4 protein-coding genes are annotated in these 3,930 nt (G+C 58.0%); 1 reads left to right on the top strand and 3 read right to left on the bottom strand.

Annotated features, from left to right (window positions below; translation table 11 throughout):
* The first annotated feature begins 50 nt into the window (after positions 1–50).
* Complete coding sequence (locus INT22_RS07500) at positions 51–1,532, top strand: aldehyde dehydrogenase family protein (protein WP_193067980.1); 1,482 nt, start codon at positions 51–53, stop codon at positions 1,530–1,532.
* 2 nt (positions 1,533–1,534) lie between these two features.
* On the opposite strand, the gene INT22_RS07505 is transcribed toward INT22_RS07500, so the two are convergent.
* The 3 genes from INT22_RS07505 to INT22_RS21770 form a co-directional block, all read right to left on the bottom strand.
* Positions 1,535–2,482, bottom strand: a complete 948-nt coding sequence (locus INT22_RS07505; RefSeq protein WP_226912494.1) for a hydroxymethylglutaryl-CoA lyase — start codon at positions 2,480–2,482, stop codon at positions 1,535–1,537.
* 10 nt (positions 2,483–2,492) lie between these two features.
* Positions 2,493–3,698, bottom strand: a complete 1,206-nt coding sequence (locus tag INT22_RS07510) for a CaiB/BaiF CoA transferase family protein (protein ID WP_193060096.1) — start codon at positions 3,696–3,698, stop codon at positions 2,493–2,495.
* Positions 3,699–3,720: 22 nt separating this feature from the next.
* A partial coding sequence (locus tag INT22_RS21770; RefSeq protein WP_264298816.1) for a hypothetical protein occupies positions 3,721–3,930 on the bottom strand: 210 nt, incomplete at its 5' end.

Genomic DNA, 3,930 nt, shown 5'->3' on the forward strand with positions numbered 1-3,930 from the left:
ACGCGGCTGCTTGGCAGCGTGCGTGCCGAATTTCCGACCAGGATACGTAGATGCCGTTACTCAACCAGCAAGTTATCAATCAGCAGTTCATCAACAACCAATGGGTTGCCTCAGCAGGCACGCGCATGCTCGATGTGATGAATCCTTATCGCGAAGCGCGTATTGCCCAGGTCACGGCGGGGGACGCGGCAGATGTCGAGGGGGACGCGGCAGATGTCGACGCTGCCGTTAAAGCCGCTCAGCAAGCACAACCTGCTTGGCAAGCGCTGGGTGGCGCTGCGCGAGCAAAGTACCTAGATAGCTTTGCCGATGCGTTGGAGACCCGCCGAGAAGCGCTAATCACTCTGTCAGCCACTAATAACGGTAAACCGCTTGCAGAAGCAGGCATTGACCTGGACGACGCGATTGCCTGTTATCGCTATTACGCCAAGCAGGCCAGGGTGTTAGATGCTCGCCAGGGCGAACTGGTCAGTGTGGAAATGGAAGGCGTTGAGGCGCGTACGTATCATGACCCTGTGGGCGTCGTGGGGTTGATTGCTCCCTGGAACTTCCCGCTGGTGACAAGCGCCTGGAAGCTGGCGCCCGCGTTGGCAGCCGGTTGTACCGCAGTGCTCAAGCCGTCAGAGGTAACGCCGCTCCCCGAGTTGGTACTGGCAGAAATTGCCCTGGAAATTGGTCTGCCAGCCGGTGTGCTGAACCTGCTTAACGGCGATGGCGAGGGCATTGGCGCACCGCTAACCAATCACCCAGGTGTGGATAAAATCTCTTTTACGGGCAGTAACCGAGTCGGCGAAGCCGTTATGCAAGCTGCTGCCGTTCGCACTGCCAGTGTCTCCCTAGAGCTAGGTGGAAAATCGCCGATTCTGGTAATGGAAGACGCCGACCCAGCCCAAGCCGCCGACTGGGTAATGGCGGGTATCTACTTTAATGCCGGGCAAATCTGTTCAGCGACTTCGCGTTTACTGGTACATGAAAACGTAGCTGAAGCACTCTATACCGCCCTAGCTGAGCGGATGGATGCGCTAACCCTGGGCGACCCACTCGCCGAAGGTACCGACTTAGGGCCGTTGACCAGCGCTAAGCAGCGCGATGCGGTACAACGCTATTTAGACTTAGCAGCGCAAGAAGGCCTAACGGCAGTGCGCGATATTACCCATCGCACGTTACCCACGCAGGGCTACTTTTTAGCGCCGACGCTTTACCGTGATGTGCCGCTGGAAAGCCGCTTGTGGCAAGAGGAGATTTTCGGCCCAGTGCTCTGCGCACGCAGCGTTACCAGAGAAGAAGAGGCGATTAAACTCGCCAACGATAGCGCTTATGGATTAGCTGCGACGGTGATTAGCGGTGATCCTGAGCGGGCAAAGCGCATTGGTCGCCAGCTAAAAGCCGGTAGCATTTGGTACAACAGCGAGCAGCTGGTGTTGCCTGAAACCGCCTGGGGCGGCTTCAAGCGTAGCGGCATTGGGCGTGAACTTGGCCCCTGGGGGCTAAGTGCCTACCTGGAAGTGAAGCATGTGATTGGGCCGGCGTAAGACTAACGGTCGGGCATAGCATAACGCCGGGATGACTTCCCGGCTTTTACCACTTGTCCGGGCACATCGTGGCCGATAAGTGTCGGTAGGCTGGCGGCAACGTCAAGCAGCGCATCTAGATCGACGCCCGTATCGACCCCCATCGCTGCAAACATATGCACTAAGTCTTCGGTGCATACATTACCGCTAGCGCCTGGGGCAAAGGGGCAGCCCCCCAGCCCACCTAACGACGCATCAAAGCGGCTAATGCCCGCCTGCCACGCCGCCAGCGCGTTGGCTAAGCCCATGCCGCGCGTGTTGTGAAAGTGCAGCGTGAACGGCGTTTCCGGCCAGCGCTCAAGCACAGCGTCACACAGGCGCCTCACCTGGGCTGGGTTGGCCATGCCCGTGGTGTCGCATAGCGTAACGCCTTGAATGCCCAGCGCGATCAGTTGTTCCACCAGCGTAAGCACCCGCGTTTCAGGCACCTCGCCTTCAAATGGGCAGCCAAAGGTGGTCGAAAGCGAGGCGTTGATAAACACGCCGCTGCCTTGGCAGGCCTCCACAATCGCGGCAAATTGCTCAAGCGACTGCTCTGGCGTCATGCGAAGGTTTGCCAGGCCATGGCTATCGCTTGCCGACATCACCAAATTAATTTCATCCACCTGGCAGGCAAGCGCACGCTCTGTGCCCTTAAGGTTAGGCACTAAGACGCTGATATCGACGCCTGCCCGGCGCTGAATACCAGTGACAACATCCGCAGCATCGCGCAGGTTAGGAATCGCTTTGGGTGACGTAAACGAGGTGGCCTCGATGCGCCGCAGGCCGGTGGTGGAGAGTGCGTCGATCCAGCGGATCTTATCGTCTGTGGGGACAAAGCGCGCTTCAATCTGCAGGCCGTCACGCGGGGCGACTTCATTAATTTCTATTCTTGTCGGACAGGGCATGGGTTGACTCGTGGACTTGTGCATAGCGCTCTCCTTAAATAATGCCCGCTTGACGCAGTTTGGCGCGGGTTTCCTGGTCAATACCCAGTTCATCCAGCACGTCATCGGTATGCTGGCCAAGCGCCGGGCCGCCATCTCCGATCCGCCCTGGGGTAGCGCTAAGTTTGGGCAGTACACCGGGTACTTTTAATGGTTTGCCGTTGGGGCGGGTGAAGGTTTGAATCATTTCCCGCGCCAAGTAATGGGGGTCAAAGGCAATATCTTCGGCGGTGTACGGATAGCCTGCTGGCACACGCGCCTCATCCAGCGCTTTAAGAATCGCCTCTCTTGGGCGCTCTTCAGACCACGCTTGAATCGCTGCGTCGATCATTTCAGCCTGCTGACTGCGGCCATCGTTGTGGGCTAGCGCGGGGTCGTTGGCCAGATCATCACGGCCAATCACGCCCATCAAGCGTTTGAAAATGCTGTCGCCGTTACCGGCAATCAGTACGTAATCGCCTCCTTGGCAGCGGTAAGCGTTAGAAGGCGTAATGCCGGGGAGGGCGCTGCCGCTAGGTTCGCGCACCTGGCCGCTGGCATCGAATTCCGGCAGTAGGCTCTCCATCATGGCAAATACTGACTCATACAGCGCCACGTCGATCTCTTGTCCCAGGCCGCTGCGGTTGCGCTCTTGCAGTGCCAGCAAGGTGCCAATGACAGCGTATAGCGCGGACAGCGAATCACCAATGCTCACACCTACCCTGACGGAAGGCTCTCCCGGCTGACCGGTGAGATAACGCAGCCCGCCCATGGCTTCACCCACCACACCAAAGCCGGGCTTGTCGCGGTAAGGCCCCGTTTGTCCGTAGCCGGAAATATGCACCATGATTAATCGTGGGTTGAGTTTTGAGAGCGCTTGCCAGCCCAGCCCCCAGTTATCTAATGTGCCAGGGCGGAAGTTTTCCACCACCACATCAGCCTCGGTAGCGAGTTCGCGCACCAGCGCTTGGCCCTCTTCACTGCGCAAGTCCAGCGCCACCGAGCGTTTGTTACGGCTCTGTACGTGCCACCAAAGCGAGGTGCCTTCCTCAAGCATTCGCCATTTGCGAAGGGGGTCGCCGGTGCCAGGTGGCTCAATTTTAATCACATCGGCACCAAATTCGCCCAACAGCTTGGTCGCAAATGGGCCTGCAATGAGCTGCCCAAGTTCAAGGACTTTCAGGCCTTCTAAGGGAAGCTGGCGCGCTTCGGGAGCATGCATTAAGGCTCTCCTGGTCGTGTCGTTAATATTGTTGCCTACCAGCATGCGTGAGCCGCTTAGGCGCGACAATTAGGCAATGGGTAACAAAGGTTTCGTGACTGGCGAAGGTATGCGCTAGCATAGTCAGGTTACTTTTCAGGAGTTTGCCGAGTTGCGCCGCTTTGATTTTTTTACGCTCAAGCTGTTTATCTCTGTTGCAGACGAAGGCCGCTTGACCGCGGCTGCCGAACGC

The sequence above is a fragment of the Halomonas sp. 3D7M genome (assembly GCF_014897885.1).
GTDB lineage: Bacteria > Pseudomonadota > Gammaproteobacteria > Pseudomonadales > Halomonadaceae > Vreelandella.

Excerpts from the sequence above, each read along its gene's own strand:
- INT22_RS07500 (WP_193067980.1), top strand. The coding sequence starts at position 51 with ATGCCGTTACTCAACCAGCAAGTTATCAATCAGCAGTTCATCAACAAC.
- INT22_RS07505 (WP_226912494.1), bottom strand. The coding sequence starts at position 2,482 with ATGCACAAGTCCACGAGTCAACCCATGCCCTGTCCGACAAGAATAGAA.
- INT22_RS07510 (WP_193060096.1), bottom strand. The coding sequence starts at position 3,698 with ATGCATGCTCCCGAAGCGCGCCAGCTTCCCTTAGAAGGCCTGAAAGTC.